General features: G+C 38.3%; 12 protein-coding genes and 2 pseudogenes. 8 read left to right on the top strand and 6 right to left on the bottom strand.

The window, feature by feature from the left end; genetic code table 11:
• Window positions 1–2 precede the first annotated feature (2 nt).
• The 3 genes from L656_RS0106045 to L656_RS0106055 all read left to right on the top strand — a co-directional run bounded on the left by L656_RS0106045 (window position 3) and on the right by L656_RS0106055 (window position 2,833).
• Window positions 3–638 carry an SGNH/GDSL hydrolase family protein gene (locus L656_RS0106045; RefSeq protein ID WP_024598521.1) on the top strand — a complete coding sequence of 212 codons (636 nt, stop codon included), beginning with the start codon at window positions 3–5 and terminating at the stop codon, window positions 636–638.
• Between the two features lie 77 nt (window positions 639–715).
• Window positions 716–2,254: an EAL domain-containing protein gene (locus tag L656_RS0106050; RefSeq protein ID WP_024598522.1), complete on the top strand. Its 1,539-nt coding sequence runs from the start codon at window positions 716–718 to the stop codon at window positions 2,252–2,254.
• A 57-nt stretch (window positions 2,255–2,311) separates the two neighbouring features.
• Window positions 2,312–2,833, top strand: coding sequence for a hypothetical protein (locus L656_RS0106055; RefSeq protein WP_024598523.1), 522 nt, complete (start codon window positions 2,312–2,314; stop codon window positions 2,831–2,833).
• Window positions 2,834–2,906: 73 nt separating this feature from the next.
• Here L656_RS0106055 and L656_RS0106060 read toward each other — a convergent pair whose 3' ends face one another.
• Window positions 2,907–5,159, bottom strand: a complete 2,253-nt coding sequence (locus L656_RS0106060; RefSeq protein WP_024598524.1) for a TonB-dependent receptor — start codon at window positions 5,157–5,159, stop codon at window positions 2,907–2,909.
• Between the two features lie 304 nt (window positions 5,160–5,463).
• On the opposite strand from L656_RS0106060, the pseudogene L656_RS01000000121970 reads away from it, so the two are divergent.
• The 4 genes and pseudogenes from L656_RS01000000121970 (at window position 5,464) to L656_RS0106080 (ending at window position 10,239) form a co-directional block, all read left to right on the top strand.
• Window positions 5,464–6,433, top strand: a pseudogene (locus L656_RS01000000121970) (LacI family DNA-binding transcriptional regulator).
• Between the two features lie 175 nt (window positions 6,434–6,608).
• Window positions 6,609–7,847: an MFS transporter gene (locus tag L656_RS0106070; protein ID WP_024598525.1), complete on the top strand. Its 1,239-nt coding sequence runs from the start codon at window positions 6,609–6,611 to the stop codon at window positions 7,845–7,847.
• A gap of 14 nt (window positions 7,848–7,861) precedes the next feature.
• On the top strand, window positions 7,862–9,364 hold the full coding sequence (locus L656_RS0106075) for a trehalase family glycosidase (RefSeq protein WP_024598526.1): 1,503 nt from the start codon (window positions 7,862–7,864) through the stop codon (window positions 9,362–9,364).
• A 185-nt stretch (window positions 9,365–9,549) separates the two neighbouring features.
• Complete coding sequence (locus tag L656_RS0106080; RefSeq protein ID WP_024598527.1) at window positions 9,550–10,239, top strand: response regulator transcription factor; 690 nt, start codon at window positions 9,550–9,552, stop codon at window positions 10,237–10,239.
• A 164-nt stretch (window positions 10,240–10,403) separates the two neighbouring features.
• On the opposite strand, the gene L656_RS0106085 is transcribed toward L656_RS0106080, so the two are convergent.
• The 4 genes from L656_RS0106085 to L656_RS0106100 are packed head-to-tail and all read right to left on the bottom strand — an operon-like array spanning window position 10,404 to window position 13,534.
• On the bottom strand, window positions 10,404–11,177 hold the full coding sequence (locus L656_RS0106085) for a CsgG/HfaB family protein (protein WP_024598528.1): 774 nt from the start codon (window positions 11,175–11,177) through the stop codon (window positions 10,404–10,406).
• Window positions 11,177–11,602: a curli assembly protein CsgF gene (locus L656_RS0106090; RefSeq protein ID WP_024598529.1), complete on the bottom strand. Its 426-nt coding sequence runs from the start codon at window positions 11,600–11,602 to the stop codon at window positions 11,177–11,179. Before L656_RS0106090 ends, L656_RS0106085 begins: the two co-directional genes overlap by 1 nt.
• Window positions 11,592–11,990, bottom strand: coding sequence for a curli production assembly/transport protein CsgE (locus L656_RS0106095; protein ID WP_024598530.1), 399 nt, complete (start codon window positions 11,988–11,990; stop codon window positions 11,592–11,594). The genes L656_RS0106090 and L656_RS0106095 overlap by 11 nt, the downstream gene beginning before the upstream one ends.
• Window positions 11,991–12,031: 41 nt before the next feature.
• Complete coding sequence (locus L656_RS0106100) at window positions 12,032–13,534, bottom strand: curlin (RefSeq protein WP_024598531.1); 1,503 nt, start codon at window positions 13,532–13,534, stop codon at window positions 12,032–12,034.
• Between the two features lie 581 nt (window positions 13,535–14,115).
• Between L656_RS0106100 and L656_RS01000000121975 the strand changes: the two are divergent.
• Window positions 14,116–16,603 (top strand): annotated as a pseudogene (locus L656_RS01000000121975) (S8 family serine peptidase).
• Window positions 16,604–16,694: 91 nt separating this feature from the next.
• On the opposite strand, the gene L656_RS0106110 reads toward L656_RS01000000121975, so the two are convergent.
• A partial coding sequence (locus tag L656_RS0106110; protein WP_024598532.1) for a polysaccharide deacetylase family protein occupies window positions 16,695–17,391 on the bottom strand: 697 nt, incomplete at its 5' end.

Here is a 17,391-nt window from a genome sequence, read left to right on the forward strand (position 1 = left end):
AAATGATAAAAAATATACTCTGCTTTGGTGATTCTAATACCTGGGGATTAAACTCTATAACGGGTAAACGCTTTGGTGAAAATACCCGTTGGACATCGCTATTAGCTAAGAATTTAGAGTGTGCTTTTGCTATTATTGAGGCGGGGCAACCTAACCGCACGTTAGTGCATAACCCGCCTTTTGATGGTGTGCTGAGTGGTGTTAGCTATTTAAAGCCTTATTTAGAGGCGCATCGAATTGACTTTATTATTATTGCCCTTGGTACAAACGATCTTAAAAAACGTTTTAATTTAACTCCTAGTTTAATAGCAGATGGCTTGAATGATTTAATTAACTCAATACATAGTTATTATCAGAAAAGTAGTACTTTAAAATCACCTAAAATTATTATTGCTAGCCCACCTAAAATAAGAATTACCGAGCAGTATTCGCGTATTTATGAAGATGCAGATATAAAAGCAACAGAGCTCTCTAGTGCATTTAAAAGTGTTGCGGCTAATAATAAGTGCGCTTTTATTGATTTTAACTCGTTTATTAACATAACAGATGGTGATGGGATTCATTTTGATGATATCCAACATTTGGCAATAGGCTCTAAAATAACGCAATTGGTTCAAAACTCACTCAACAATTCTTGAATCTATCTATTTGAATTTAGTACGACTTATGTAATCATCTAAAAAAAAGCGACATAAATTAACAACTTCGAGATGCTATGAAAAAGTACCAACAAAAATCTATTATAGCCATTTTAACCGGAGGGTTGGTATTTGTAGCTGGCTGTTTTATTTTGCTCAACTTTGCAGCTCAACAATTAACAGCACAAACAAAATCTGATGCTGAGTATATTCTCACTCATATAGAAGGTGCAATTGCGGAGAGGCGTCGAATACTTACCCCATTAAATAAGCTTGCGTTTAAACAGTGTGACAACACAACTCTTCTTGAGATGCGCCGCGCTTTATTTGATGCAAAATATGTAATTGATATAGGCTTTTTTAAAGGTAACCAGCTAGTTTGCACTACGGGTGCAGGCTTACTAAGTAAACCAATTAACGACAAACAGCCTGACTTTATTCGAGATGATGAACAGGTGAGAGTTCGTTTTGAGCCAGAGCTTTATCTATTATTATTTAGTGAGCGCCCTATGGAGGTAATTATAGTCAGGCAAGGGGACTATAATTTAATTATGCAGAGTACGCCTTTTACCAACATTGGAATTACTGCGCCAGATTGGGAAGTTATTTATAAAACACCAAATGCTTTGCATCATTTAGCAGGTAAAGAAGGGCTATATCAGCAGGTAAAAAGTAATATTTTTTTTCCTTACGAAACTAATTCAGTTTGTAGTTCTACAAGTAGTCAATATTGTGTAGTAGTGCGCTTACCTTGGAGTCTGTTTTTTTCTAATAATCACTTATTATTAATAATTTCGTTAATTTTAACTTGTTTAGCGGGCATATCGAGTGCGTTAATAGTTGATGCGAGAATTGCTGCACGCCGCTCTACCAATCAGCGTATTCGTAAAGGACTTAAAAAGGGGTCATTTTATTGGACTTACCAGCCCATTATTTGTTTGCAAAGTGGCAAGCTGATTGGTTGCGAGGTACTTGCACGTTTTGAAGATAAGTACGGAGCTTTATTTCCTGATGAGTTTATTCCGGTTATCAGAAAAAATAATTTAACATGGACTTTTACTGAAGCAATGATTGCAACGGCAATAAAAGAGTTAACCTCTATAGAGGTATTGCCAGAAGGCTTTAAAGTGTCGCTTAATATATTTCCGTGTGATGTAGAGCTGGGTAATGTGTCGTTACTGCCGCAAATTACAGAGCTTACCAACTCACGCTTTATTATTTGTTTAGAGATAACTGAAGACGAATACCTTGATACAAGTATCGCGCATGCTCATTTTAGAACCTTGGTTGAGTCGGGATTTAACTTATCATTAGATGACTTTGGTACGGGTTACTCAAATTTAAGAAACTTACAAAATTTGAGTTTTCATCAACTAAAAATTGACCGTACATTTGTACAAGATATAGCCACTGAGGGCTTAAAAGCCTCTATGATCCCAAATATTATGGAACTTGTGCATAAGTTTAATTATACCTGCGTAGCAGAAGGGATTGAAACTACAGAGCAAGAAGCTATTTTAAAAATGGCGGGAGTACATTATGGACAAGGTTGGAAGTATGGCAAGGCCATGACCGCGTCTAAATTTAAAAATTACATAGCTAATCAACACTTTTAGATCTCAGCTGCCATACTAAGCGTATCGTTATGAAATTTAAAAAATATTAGGTTTATTATGATCAAATTAACATTAAGTGCTTTTGCATTTTTACTACTTAGTGCATGTACAACACAATACCCAAACCAACAATTAACAGGTAAACAGTTTCCAAGCATTAGTGGCGAAAGCCTAGAGCAAAGTGTGGTGACTATACCTAGTGATTTTAAAGCAGATAAAACACTGCTGCTTATTGGTTACAAGCAAGACAGCCAGTTTGATATAGACCGTTGGTTAATTGGCTTAGACATGGCAGGTGTTACGCTTCCTACCTACGAGCTACCTACTATTGCGGGCATGGCACCACGGATGTTCAGCACATTTATAGACAGCGGTATGCGCAAGGGCATCCCTAAAGAATTATGGGGTGGAGTAATCACTATTTATAAAGACGGTGAAGCTGTTCAAAAATTTACAGGTAACCAAAGTCCAAATAACTCTCGTGTAGTACTTATTAATAGCAGTGGCGAAATTTTATATTTTTACGACCGTGGTTTTTCGGTTGATGCGCTGAATAAATTAAAAGCGAATATTGAGTAATTTAGCTTTTAAGTTTATTTGTTTAGGTTAATTAAAATGAAAGGGAGCGAATGCTCCCTTAATCTTATCAAAGTTAAAACGCGTAGCTTACACTAAAGCGAGTGGTGCGCGGCATAATGTAACGGCCATTTGGCGCATCGGCATTACGTGGATCACCCTCGGTAATACCTTGCTCATCAGTTAAGTTATCAATGGCTACCTGAAGTTTAATACCTTCCATTGGCTCTAAAATTAGTCCTAAGTCTACTTTTTCGTAGCCATCTAGAGTAACCGTGTTTTCGTTGTTACCAAAACGGTCATCAACTGCCGAAAGTGTACCGTATAAAGTTGCATACATACCTTGCAGTTCAAAGTCGTAGCTTGGTGTTACACGTACTTGCCATTTTGGTTGGCGCTGCGACTGGTTACCATCGTTTGTTGGGCTCTCTGTAATTTCAGCATCTTGTAATGTCGTATTTAAATTAACAGAAAAACCAGACTCATGATTAAAGTTGTAATCAAGCTCTATACCGTATGCTTCGTTTGTTAAAATTTCTGCTGGTACGCCAGGTCGTCGTACAAATGTGTCACCTTTAACTTCATTTACAAATACGGTTGCATAAAAGTCGGTTGATTCAGTAATTAACTTATAGCCAAGCTCGCCTTGAGTTATCTCTTTAATAAGCTTTTCGCCGCCTTCGTAAGCATCAAAGTTATCTCTAAAGTCATCAAAGTAAGGCATTTTATAACCACGGTTAACACGGGCAAACACACCCATATCATCATTAATTGAGTAGTTTAACCCTGTAGTCCACGATGTTTTACTTTCATCATAGCTAACGGTTTTAGTAATAATACCGTCAAGGCCTTCATCTACACTGTATTCTACTTCGTGGTTTTCTTGACGTACGCCAACATCAAGTGTAAACGCATCAGCAAATTTGTATTCACCGGTGACATAAAACGCGTTAGTGCGCGCATCACCTGTTGAGCTTATGTCGTAGTTAAAATCACAACCATCGGTGCTTTGATTACATTCAATCCCAGTCAATGCTTCGCCACCTGATTCAAGTACATGGTATGCAGTGTTACCTAAGCTCCACCAATCTTTTGCTGAAGTACTTGCAGTGTAATACCCAAAGGTTGTTGATAGGTCGCCAAATTTTTTCGAAAAAGCTAAATCATTAGTAAATGAGCTGATTTCTTTAAGTACTACCCATCGACCAAGTTGTTGGACTGGGGTGTCGCTTTCGTATTCAGTGTTTGTAACTGCTCCAAATGCAGTTTGGCCGTTATCAGCAACTGCTCCAACCGTTGTTGCTGAGCCACTAGGTACTAAACCGTAGGTATTTGCATCGCCTTTGGTAATGTTAAAGCGATCTGAAAAATGCCAACCATCTTTTAGCTCTAGCTTAATACTACCGCCCGAAACATGGCCGTCCCACCCTCGGCCATCACCTAGGTCAATATCAAGTGCTTGTGCATCGGGGCCTGTAAATATTGTTGCTTGACGATTCAGCGTACCAAGTTGCGAATATTCTGCGTCAATTCCATCAACATTAAGGGGTGTTGGTAAGTACCATGCGCCGTGATCGTCTGTTTGGCGGGTATAAAAGTTAAGCTCACCGTTGTCTAAATCTTTAGTAATGTTGATTGTAAATTGGCTACCTTTTTCTGAAGTAAAGCCCGCATCACGAATACCCGGAGAGCTTTTTACGTAACCGCCAACCATAAAGTATAAATCGTCAGTAATTTCACCACTCATCACAGCATCAACGCGCTGTAAGTCGTAATCAGAAGTCGTGTATTTAAATAAGCCTTCTGTTTCTTCGCCACCACGTTTTAATCTAAAGTTGGTTGTTAATCCAGGTTGTCCGTTAGATAAAACAGGATTAGGTCCACCACGCAGGGCTTCTACTGTCTCAATGGTTTCATCAATACGAAACATTGATGAGTTTTCTAAAAATGACAACGTTGAAGCAGGATAAATAGGTGAGCCTTCAATGCTGAGTGTTAAAAATGGGGCATCACCCCCACCAGGAAAACCACGAACAAATACATTAGCACCCGATTCACCACCTGAGCTTTCTACCCAAACACCAGGTATTGCTTTAAACAAGTCGGCAGTGCTTTTAGGAGACAGTTTAATAATTTGTTCACTATCGATATTAGTTACCGCATAGCTGGCATCTATTTTTCTAACTCCAACACCGGTAGGTGTTCCCGATACCACAATGCGCTCAACTTTCTGTTTTTCTTGTGTTTGCTCTGCTGCAAATGCGCATTGAGTGCTAAGCGCTAAAGTAATTGCACACGCTAATGTGCTTTTGGCTTTATTGATTTTCATGTGTGTGATCCCGTTTAGTGTGTGAAACAGTGTGATTTTTTAGCCTTAACTCTTAAAATTTAATGTAAATAGGCTGTGTATGTTGAAACCTTAGAGATAAATGCAAACGTTTGCAATATTTATTTGTAAATTATTTATGAATTTATATAGTTTATTTATTGAGCTTATTTATCAGATAAACAATTTTTAAGGCGTTGTTCGCGCCAGCAAAAAATAATAATGCTATATTGTCAGCAGGTTAGATAATTGTATAAAGCAACCAGAGTTCAGGTTTATTAGTGGCAACCGGCGATTTAGGAAAATCATGAATAATAAAAAAATTAAATTAATTGATTTAGCAAAACTAGCAGGTGTATCGACTTCAACAGTTTCGCGTGCGCTTAATGATAATCCGCTAATTAAGCAAGAAACCCGCGATAAACTACAGCGCTTAGCTAAAGAACACAATTTTAGCCTGAATACTGNCGGTTATAATTAACCTTGACGAACAAACAGAACAGTCGATTAGCGACCCTTTTTTACTTAAAGTGGTGAGCGAAATTAACCTTGCGCTTAATCAACAAGGGTTAGAGCTTTTATTATCAAACTCAATAATGGCGCAAGGCGATTGGGCTAATTACTTTATTAATAGCCGCCGTGCAGACGGCATTATTGTGGTAGGTCAAGGTAAGAGCCAAACCAATATCGAAAATGCAGCTAACGCAGGTATTCCGCTGGTAGTATGGGGGGATCCTAAAACACCCTGTAATTATGCCATTGTAGGGAGTGACAACTATTTAGGGGGCTTGCAAGCAACCACGCATTTAATAGAGCATGGAGCCAAAAATATTATATTTTTAGGTGACCCAGAACATGGTGAAATTAGCGAACGTCATCGAGGGTACTCTGCTGCATTAGCAACCCACAAATTAAAGGAACATGTTGTATCTATTGATATTACAAGTAGCTCTGCGTACCAATCTATTAACCAATTACTGCGTGAAAAAGGCCTTTATTTTGATGCTATAGTTGCATGTAGTGACATGGTTGCTTTAGGGGCAATGAAAGCCTTAAAAGAGCGCTATGTAAGTATTCCTAATGATGTCGCTCTAGTAGGCTTTGATGATATTGCTATGGCCGACATTAGCCACCCTTCATTATCGACCATCCGACAAAACACACAGTACGCAGCCACGCTACTAGTTCAAAAGCTAATGCAACAACTCGCTGGTGAAAAAGTTGAATCACAAGTGATTGATATTGAATTAATTACCCGTCAATCGAGTAAACGTTAACTTATAAATGATGTTGAGTTAATGTTAAAATCATAATGCAAACGATTGCATTGGAGGTTGTTCTAAACTAAACTCAAATCTCACTGATATAAATACACACAGTGTATGCACTCATTATGGGCATACAATAAAGGTCGTTATAGCGTTTAAATAACGCTGTAAAGCGGGGGCAGTTATGAGTAAAACAAAAGTCACACTGGCTATTGCAGCAAGTTACTTTATTTTCGCTATTTTATTAAATAGTGTAGGTACCGTTATTTTGCAGGCAATAAATACTCTAGGGGTAAGTAAAACAGAGGCCTCAGTTCTAGAAGGGTTTAAAGATTTATCCATTGCGGTAATGTCATTTATAGTGGCTTCGTTTATTCCTCGTTTGGGCTATAAGCTTGCCATGCTTGGGGCGCTTACTATTGTTGCGCTTGCTTGTGTAAGTACGGCTTTAATTAGTGACTTTTATGTGTTTAAAATTTTATTTGCAGCTATTGGTTGTGGCTTTGCTGTGGTTAAAGTATCTGTTTACTCTATTATTGGCCAAGTAACAGACGATGCAAACAGCCACTCCTCATTACTAAACACCATCGAAGGCATTTTTATGGTTGGTGTATTAAGCGGTTATTGGATTTTTACTGCTTTTATAGATCCAAGTGACTCAACCGCTTGGCTTAACGTTTATTACTTGCTGGCAGCTCTAACCCTAATTGTTATAGCAAGCGTCATTGCAGCACCTATAAAGCCAGCAATTGTAAGTAAAACTAAACGCTCAAGCTGGTATGACTTTATAGCGATGCTAAAGCTAACATATCAACCATTAGTGCTTATATTCATAATTAGCGCTTTTTTATACGTGCTAATTGAGCAGGGCGTAGGTACTTGGTTACCTACATTTAATAATGAAGTTTTAAAACTCCCTGTCGCTATTAGTATTCAGTTGGCTAGTATTTTTGCTGCGGCACTTGCGCTTGGACGCTTAGTGGCAGGGCAAGTACTTAAACACATTAATTGGTTTGCTGTATTGTGCAGTTGTTTAGTTGCTATGGCTGGTTTAATACTCATCACCTTGCCACTTACTGAAAATATTACTGAAAATAACGTAACTAGTTTGTTTGACGCTCCTCTCGCTGCATTTATTTTGCCGTTAATTGGTTTTTTTATGGCACCTATTTATCCGGTACTTAACTCCGTTATGCTCAGCGCACTTGAAAAACATCGTCATGCAGCTATGACTGGTTTGATTGTGGTTTTTTCGGCACTTGGAGGCACAACAGGCTCAATAATAACCGGTTATGTATTTGAGCACTTTAGTGGGCAGCACGCGTTTTACTTTTCTTTGGTTCCTATTAGTTTAATTTTTATTAGCGTGATTTTTTTCAAAAAACGTACAGATGCTATCTCACAACACGCAACCACAGCTTAAAAGTAAGGAAAGTTATGAGTTTTTTCGAGAGCCAATTATTTAAAGATGTTCAAACGCAGAATGTATTTAGTGACTGTAAAACATTCGCAGATGCAATTGCGCGTGTTAATTGGCAAAGTGCATGTAAAAGTTATGAGCAACTAGCTCCTTTAAATGACGCGCAGCTTAGTGAGTTTGTAAACGCACACTTTATTACCTCCCCAGTGCTAACAATGGGCACTAAGGCTGATACGTCATCTGTTAAACAGTATATAAATTCGTTATGGACTGGCCTTAGAAGGGAAGCCGATATTCCAAAGCAAGACTCATTACTTGCACTAAAACACAGCTATATTGTGCCTGGGGGACGTTTTCAAGAAATTTACTATTGGGATAGCTATTTTACAGCCTTGGGTTTAATTGATGCAGATAAAATTGATGTAGTTGAAGATATGCTACTTAATTTTATCGATTTAATTAACGATTATGGCAGTATTCCAAATGGTAACCGCCGTTATTATTTATCACGCTCGCAGCCACCTGTTTTAGCACTCATGGTCGAATTATTATGGGAGCATACACACCGTAAGTCGCTTAATATGAAATGGCTTAATATGTGTGTTGCAGCGCTTGAAAAAGAATATAGGTTTTGGATGCAAGGCGCGCAGTTGCTTTCAGATAATATATTGAGTTCAAACCGCGTGGTAAGAATGCCTTGTGGCGGTATTTTAAATCGTTATTGGGATGATGCGGGCGAGCCAAGGGCTGAGTCACTACGAGAAGATTTAGAGTTAGCACAAGAGTTAGCTGAGGAAAGTAAAGCTGATTTTTATCGTAATATTCGTGCTGCGTGTGAGTCGGGATGGGATTTTAGTTCTCGTTGGTTGGGAGAATCTAATTTACTAAGCTCTATTCAAACCACTGATATTGTTCCTATTGATTTAAACTGCCTTATATATAACTTAGAAAGTCGGCTAAGTGAGTTTTTTAAACTGCTCGGCAATAGTGAGCAAGCTCAGCATTACAAATCACTTGCTGGCAATCGTAAAGCACTTATAAATACGTATCTTTGGAATGAATCCATCGGCTTTTTTGTTGATTATAACGGCCGGTTGGCCACTCAATCTCCAATACTTAGTGCCGCGGCAACTACAGCGTTATTTGTTAATTTAGCCAGCAATGACCAAGCAACTAAAGTAGCAACGTTACTAGCTAATGATTTTTTAAAAGAGGGTGGTATTGTTACAACCATTACTCATACATCACAACAATGGGATAGCCCAAATGGTTGGGCACCATTGCAGTGGTTTGCTGTAAAAGGGCTTAATAATTACGGTATTACACAATTAAGCACGAATATAATGCAAAACTGGCTAAAGATGGTTGAGCAAAATTTTGAGATAAATAAGTGCTTGCTCGAAAAATATAATGTGTGCACCCCTAATGTTTTAGCTAGTGGAGGTGAATATCAAGTACAGCAGGGATTTGGTTGGACAAATGGCGTAACAACTCGATTTTATAAGTTACTAAGCGACTAATCCGATCTGTTATTTATCTTATAAAAGCAATTTTTAAAATGAAATAAATGATGGTTATATGCTGATTTTATTCGTCTTTATTTATTTTAGGATGAAATATAAGAATATCGCTTTAATACCAAAATCTGATTGTAAGTTGTATTTGGTTTCGGTAATGTGGGGTAAATGTTTCAAGGACGAAATTTATGCTAGATAAAAGCTCAGTATTTGTAAAAACAACATTTCAAACATCTTTTCACTCACATAATTACACCGCTATTTTAAGAACGCTTCAAGCATTGTTTAGTGATGTTAAAATGGATGATGCTGTGCCTAAAACTGAGCAGCGAGCTAATTATGATTTGTTTTTAATCGATGGTGCTAAAAGCAAATGGCAAGACCTCATTCCTGCAGATCTTATTTGTTTAGCTAAACACTATAACGTTGTCATTTTTAATGTTGATAGAGAAGATGTGTGCGAGCAAAACTTATTACTTAACCATTTTAATGGTGTTTTTTATAAATCAGATGCACCAGAAGATATTTTCAAAGGATTACTTCGGGTTAATACTGGCGAGCTTTGGTTTACACGCAAAGTGATTTCAAAAGCATTTAACGATATTTTAGCCGTAGCATCATCGTTTAATAGCCTACACGACGACATCGAATTAAAGCAGGACGATTACGATCATTTAACAAAGCGTGAAAAGTCTGTTATTCATTTAATTGCACAAGGTGCGAGTAATCATACAATTGCTGATAAACTTAATATTAGTGACCATACTGTAAAAACACATCTTTATAGCGCGTTTAAAAAAACGAACTCACGCAATAGAGTAGAACTTGCTAATTGGGCTCAGCGCTATATATCAGTTTTGCTGCCAATGGCTAAATAAGAGTAAAGCCACCAAGATGTTATCTAGGTCAATTAAGTCAATTAAGTAAAATTTTATCCTCTAGATTCTTATAAAGTTAGGGTAAGCGAGTTATTTTCAACTAACTAGTCACATAACCTATAAAGGCTACAATATGTAGCCTTTAGTTAATTCAGGAAATCAGTTTACGCTGATTTTTTAGCCCATAAGCCTTTATCAATACCTTTTGTTATAAGATCTGTAAGCGCTTTTTCTATTGCTTGTGTTACACAAATACTCATAGGTTCGTTGTCGCTAAAGCCAGCTTCAGCTTCGGCTAAACGTTTGTAGCTCACGTATCTAAAAAATCCTGCACGCATTTCTTGGCTTAATACTTTTTTGCTGGTGGCTACACTTAGTAATACTTGCCCTGTTCGAACATCAACAGCACGTAGATATATTGAAATAGCATCTTCGCGATAAAGCTCAGAGGCGCCTATACCAAAGTACTCCATACCTAAACCACCTGTTTTTACATTGGTGTCGTAGCTTATAATACCGCCTTCTAAAATAATTTTGGCGGTGGTAAGCGGTGGTAAATCAGCTTGGTTAGGATTATCGGCTTGACCCGCACGAATGATTTTTCGCTCAGTTAAAATATTTTGTAAACCCTCACGTTCTACTGGCGTAAACCAATCTGATTCGTGTAGTGCTTGGACAAGTATTGAGTTAGCACCTTGAGTAACAGCCGTCGAAAACGAGCTTACGTTAGTTTGTGGCTTATATTGCCCGGTTTGATCTCTAAATGAGTAAACCGACACAGGAATACTACCGACAGGTTTAGGTAGGTTTTTTAGATCCGCAAATAATTCAGTTGGCTCTAAGCTAATAGCTTTTTGCTGTGATGGTGGAATAAGATTTCCCAAACTTGCACAGCCGCTCAAACCCAGTAATGTTATTGTTATTAGTAGTTTATACATTATCCAAACCTCGGTACTTCAATTATTACAACAGAGTCATCTAATATATTTGTTATTTTTACTGTAATAGAATCGGTTGTGCTGGTTATAACTTCAATTTGATAATCACCACTCATAAAAATAGAGTCCTGATTAAAAAGGCTATCTTCTATGTCCTCACCAAATGCCATATCGGTAATTTCTCTTACCATGCGGTTTAAATAGGTGCGCTCTAAAGAATCTTGAAATTGTTCAGCGTAACCTTTTTCGATTACTGGCGCTTTATGCTTGTTTTGAGCTTGCGCTTTGCTCAGCAACATATTTGCGTTTAGTGGGTTTCCACCAAAGCTTGGGTTGATTGGGGTATAAATTATTTCAGTCGCTTGGGACGAAAAGCTTAATGTTGTTATTATTATAAGGGCTATTTTTTTCATTTTACCATCCATCTTTAGCCATATCAGGGGTTGATGCAGCCATGTTTGAGCGAGCCATTGCATCTATTACTGTATAAACAGCTTGCTCTACACGCTCATCAAGGGGTTCTAATCTGCGACCTAAATAAGTCGCGTAAACAAGCTGGTTATTCATTATTAAAGAAAGCTGTGTACCTGCTTTTGGTATTACGGTTTCTTTTATTTCTATATTAAAACCAGCCGTTGAGGGGAGATCTCGCCAATAGTTTGAAAATTCATAATAAAATTGATGACCAAAGCGGCTAATACTTCTATCTAGTAATAAGCCATCTATTTCTAGTTCATCAGCAGCATGAGTTGCCCCAGAAAAACATAGGAAGAGTGTGAGTAGGTAACTATTAAAGCTAATGTTTTTTTTCATAATTTAAAATGGGGAGAGGGTCGCTCTCCCCACCTCAATAATTACATTTGAGTAATTGTTGCTGTATTTCCATCACCCATTTGGGTAACAGATACAGTGCTGTTAAAGCCAATTACAGAGCCTTCAACAATGTTATCGTTACCAATTTGAGTAACACTAAATGATACGTTTTCACCGCCAACTAAAAATGCTGATTGTTCAACGCCAGTAACCCAGTTACCTTCGCCTGTTTGTGAAATATCAATACTATGGTTGTTGCCTTCAACCATCATATCAATAAGATTTAACATGCCATTTTGTGCAATATCAATTTGATTATCGTTACTGTCTAAAATGCCTGCAAGTGTAACAATTGCTTCGTTTTGCGAGCCATTTTGGGTAATATCGATATCGTTATTATTAGATGTAAGTGATACATCGGGGTATGACGATTGCACTAGCATTGCATTTTCATCACCAGACTGAACCAAATCAACATCGTTACCTGTGCCATTAAAGTTAGCTAAATGAACCGAGTTTAAATCGCCCACTTGATTGGTCATAAACTCATTATCAGAGCCAATAACACCCATATAAGTTTCGTTTAAGTCACCCATTTGGATGGCAGTAACTTCGTTATTATCACCAATAATATCGGCAGTTGTTAAGTTTTCAGCGCCAACTTGTGTAGCAGAAACTTCGTTATTTGAGCCTTCAAACAAGTTAGATTCAATAGTATTCATTGATCCTTCTTGATCTAAATCTATTTCATTATCGTTGCCAATAACGGCTGCAAATGTTACTGCGTTTGTATTACCATCTTGTTCAATTGAAAGCTCATTAGCATCACCAGAAATGGAGCTAAATGTTGCTGTATTGCGATCCCCCAATTGCTCAACTTCAAGTTCATTTTCATTACCTTGAAGACTACTTACTTTGAATGTACTCCAATATCCATCTTGTACTAAATCGAGAACATTTTCGTCGCCCGTAAGCATGGTTATTTCAGCTTCATGCCATTCACCTGTTTGTAGTGAGGTGATTTCATTTGCGTTTCCTTGCATATCCATGTTGTAGAACCAGTGGCCACCAGTGCCTTGTTCAACATCAATGATATTATCATCGCCAGTTACAATATTAATTGCTTCGTTATTTACAAAAAAGCCTTGGCCAAATTGCGAAACAAATAACATGTTATTATTGCCAGTCACCTCAGTAATAAAACCATTAGCAACACCATCTTGGGCGTATACTTGCGCGTTGTTATCGCCAATAGTTGTAACTTCACCGTAGTTTCCAGATTGAAGTTGAGAAACTTCAGTTTCATTGTTGTTACCTGTCGTAGTAACAAGCATGGTATTGCTGTCGCCGTCTTGAGTTAGTAGCGCAGTATTTTCATTAAAAGTTTGTGTTAGAGTCATCGAGTTTTCAATACTTGCTACAGAAACGTTAGTAGCAAGTTCTGAGTTTGATGCTGACTTGCTTGGCGTATCTGCATAAGAGGCAAAGCTAGTACCCATTGCAATTGCTACTGCGCAGCTTAAAAGTGATTTGTTCAACTTCATTATTTTCTCCTTGAAATATTAAAACCAAACACCTTAAATTTTATAGGTTTTATAAGGTATTTGCTGTGTCAGCATGCCGTGCCGATATAATGTTTTGTGATCCACCTGAAAAGCTCTAAAGTAAAATTTACGATGTCATTAATAATTATTACTAAGCGATTTGTCATTATTCTTAACTTACGTTTAATAACTGTTAACTATTAAGTACCCAATTACTGTATTCCTCTAATGTCATTTCTTAAATCATCATTTTTTACCAATTATTTAGTTTTTATTTTTCAGTTGCTTATGAAGGTTTTTGTTTTTTTTTATTAATTTGATATAAAAAGCAGTAAAAATTAACGGCCCTGTATTAGGTAAGTTGCTGAGTGTTAATTTCATTAAAAGGTCTGTATTTAATGTTTTTTTAATACATTAACTGGTCAAAATAGTTGGTTTTTACAGCGTTTTCATTTTTTAGCTTGTTTAATGATTCGTTTGGTTGTTTCCTAAACATATGCCATGTGATCCCTTGTACTCGAAATAGTGAAAGAACGTGCTTAGAGCATCTAAGCTAACCCAACAAAACTATGGATAGAACAATGAAAACAAAATTATCTATTATTACTCTTGCTTTACTACCGTGTTTAGCTGCAGCAAAACTTCCTGATGTGGGTGTAAAGCAATCTGTAGCTGCTAGCAGTGATTCAATAATTGTTAAATATAAAAGTAATGCAACGAAAGAAATGCGTAAGCAGGCTCGTTCATTAGTTAAAGCTAAAATTACTGATATAAATAAAGATGAAATTGACGACAGTTATACGTCTTTACTTTCAGGGCGTTTAGCTAAGTTTAAAGTGTCGGGAATGAGTACTAAAGACGCTATTGCTCTTTTAAAGTCTCATCAAGCAATTGAATACGTAGAACCTGATTATCGTGTAAGTATAGCAAGCGCACCAAATGATCCTCGCTTTGACGAGCTTTGGGGCTTAAATAATGAAGGTCAGACTGGCGGNCATTGATGCAGTCGAAGCATGGACGATTTCTACAGGTAGCCGAGATGTAGTTGTGGGTGTAATTGATACAGGTATTGATTATAGTCATAGTGATTTAGCGAGCAATATGTGGGTAAATACCTCTGAAATTGCAGGCGATGGTATCGATAATGACGGTAATGGCTTTATCGATGATATTCATGGTATTAATGCGATTACCGATAGCGGTGACCCTATGGATGATGAAGGTCACGGAACGCATGTGTCTGGAACTATAGGTGCCAGTGGTAATAACTCTGTGGGAGTAGTGGGTGTAAATCATGAAGTATCACTTGTAGGTTGTAAGTTTTTAGATGCTGCGGGTAATGGTTCAACATCAGACGCTATTAAGTGTATTGATTATATGGTTGGCCTTAAAAATTCTGGAGTTAACCTACGCGTATTAAACAATAGCTGGGGCGGTGGTGGTTACAGCCAAGCATTAGCTGATGCTATAGACTCTAGCGAANGGCCGATTTACTATTTGTAGCTGCAGCGGGTAACGATACTATTGATAACGATGTTAACCCTCACTACCCATCAAACTATGAAAACGCCAGTGTGTTATCGGTTGCTAGTACGAATCAAACTGATGATATTTCGTGGTTTTCGCACTATGGTTTAACAAGTGTTGACATGGGCGCACCAGGCACAGCTATTTTATCTACTACACCGGGTGAAAGTTACGCGTCATACTCAGGTACTTCAATGGCAACCCCCCATGTTGCAGGTGCTGCAGCGTTAGTGTTATCGGTTAATCCTGAGCTAAGTACTCAAGAGCTTAAAGAACTACTAATGAGCTCTGGCGATGCGAATGCTGCGCTACAAGGTGTAACTGTTGCAGGTACTCGTCTTAATGTAAACCAGGCACTTATTGATGCCGATCCAACACCAGGCTTTAAAATTTCAGCCGATCCACTTACGCAACAAGTTGAGGCCGGCCAGGCTACATACTACACATTTACAATTGGCTCTATTGCCGAGTGGGATGAAGAAGTAACGCTTGAATTATCAACAACATTAGCTGGTGCTTACTTATCAGCAGTTACAGCGCGTCCTGGCGATGAAGTAAGACTTAACGTTGAAACAGACGTTGACACTCAGTGGGGTGATTACGAGCTGATGGTAACAGCTACGGCAGGTGATATTGTTAAGCAGCAATCAGTTGATTTAATGATTCAGCCTGTAGGATTAAACGACTTTACTTATAGCAGTAGTCAAAGCGTTGAAATTCCTGATAACTCACCAGTAGGGGCCGTATCAGTAATTAACATTGGCGATGATTTAACCGTATTTGGCACTACAGCAGATGTTGATATTTCTCATACTTACTCTGGCGACTTAGTGGTTAAGTTAGTATCTGCCCAAGGCACACAAGTAACACTACAAAGCAATGTAGGTGGTTCAGCAGATGATATTGTTAGAAGCTTTACGTCTGAATCATTTAACGGTGAAGTAGCTACCGGCGATTGGACACTACAAGTAGAAGATACTGCCGNCAGCCGATACCGGCACAATTAATGGTTGGTCATTAACGCTAAGCGCTATTGGCGAAGTTAGCCCACAACCACCACGCGCAGATTTTGAGGCTGAAACACAAGGTCTAACAGTTAATTTTACGGACTCAAGCACTGATGCTAATAACGATATTATACAGTGGAGCTGGGACTTTGGTGATGGTGCAACATCATCTGATCAAAACCCTATGCATGTGTATGCAGCATCAGGTAATTACGATGTTGAACTTACGGTAACAGATAGTGAAGGCAATACAAGTACATCAACTCAAACGGTTGTAGTAAGTGATGTAGAGCTAGAACTGACCTTAAAGCGTGCTAATAAGTCTCGCCTTGATACTATGCGAGTAGATTTAAGCTGGGAAGAAGTTGGTGCTGAATCTCTAAGCGTATACCGTAACGGTGAGCTGGTAGATACAACATCAGATAGTGGTCGTTACCGTGATTACGTGCGTGGAGCTACGTTACCATCGTACGATTACCAATTATGTGTAACAGAAAATGTGTGTTCGAATATCATCACAGTTTCTTTTGAATAAATTTCACTACTCCTAAAGTGACCTTAAGCCCAGCATTGCTGGGCTTTTTTTGTTTAAGCTATTAGAGTTTATTCTGAATGGTATATCGGAACTAAGCTTTTTTATACGGGTGTTTTTTAAGCCAGTGCTCGGCGATTTGCTCGCGCGTGGCAAACCAAACCTGCTCATGCGAGCGGGCATATTCTAAAAACCGCGCTAATGCTTTTATTCTTCCAGGTCTGCCAATTAAGCGGCAATGCAAACCTATCGACATCATTTTAGGGGAGTTTTCACCTTCTGGATCGCCTTCCTCGTAGAGCGTATCGAATGCATCTTTTAAGTAATTAAAAAACTGATCCCCTGCATTAAAGCCTTGAACAGCTGCAAAGCGCATGTCGTTTACATCAAGCGTGTAGGGCACTATTAACTGTGGTTTACCTTCTTTAATACTGTAAAAGGGCAGGTCGTCGCTGTAATCGTCGGCGTCATATAAAAATGTGCCATTCTCAACAACAAGGCCTGCGGTATTTGGGCTAGTTCGGCCGGTATACCAGCCTTTGGGCTTTTTACCTGTAAGCGTTTTAATGACATCAATGGCTTGTTGCATATGCTCGCGCTCAGTTTGTTTATCAATGTTTTGATAATTAATCCAGCGCAGGCCATGGCTTGCAATTTCGTGGCCTGCTTCAACAAAGGCTTTAGCTACATCGGGGTGGCGCTCAAGGGCCATCGCCACTGCAAAAATGGTGACCGGTATATCGTATTTTTTAAAGAGTTTAAGTAAACGCCATACACCTGCTCGCGAGCCA

This window comes from Pseudoalteromonas sp. TAE56 (genome assembly GCF_000497955.1).
GTDB lineage: Bacteria > Pseudomonadota > Gammaproteobacteria > Enterobacterales > Alteromonadaceae > Pseudoalteromonas.